General features: G+C 38.9%; 1 protein-coding gene. It reads left to right on the top strand.

What is annotated here, in order from left to right:
• The coding region (locus tag R0J92_RS26250; protein ID WP_411053849.1) for a cupin domain-containing protein at positions 1-238 on the top strand (238 nt) is incomplete at its 5' end.
• Position 239 lies beyond the last annotated feature (1 nt).

Below are 239 nucleotides of genomic sequence, written 5' to 3'. Positions count from 1 at the left end.
CAGTGCCGTTTCATTTGATTCAGGGGAAGGGTTTGCTGAGAAAACCTCTCCCTTTGACACTTTTATACAGGTGATAGAAGGAAAAGCTGAAATTATTATCGATTCTAACTCACATCACCTTACTACCGGGCAGTCCATTATTATTCCTGCGCACAGAAGAAATATGATTAAAGCCAACGAACGGTTTAAAATGATTTCGACCGTTATCAAAAGCGGGTATGAAGAAGTTGTTTTATAAG

This window comes from Tritonibacter sp. SIMBA_163 (assembly GCF_046535935.1).
GTDB classification, from domain to species: Bacteria; Pseudomonadota; Alphaproteobacteria; order Rhodobacterales; family Rhodobacteraceae; genus Epibacterium; species Epibacterium scottomollicae.
This window is presented reverse-complemented; position numbering and strand designations above follow the sequence as displayed.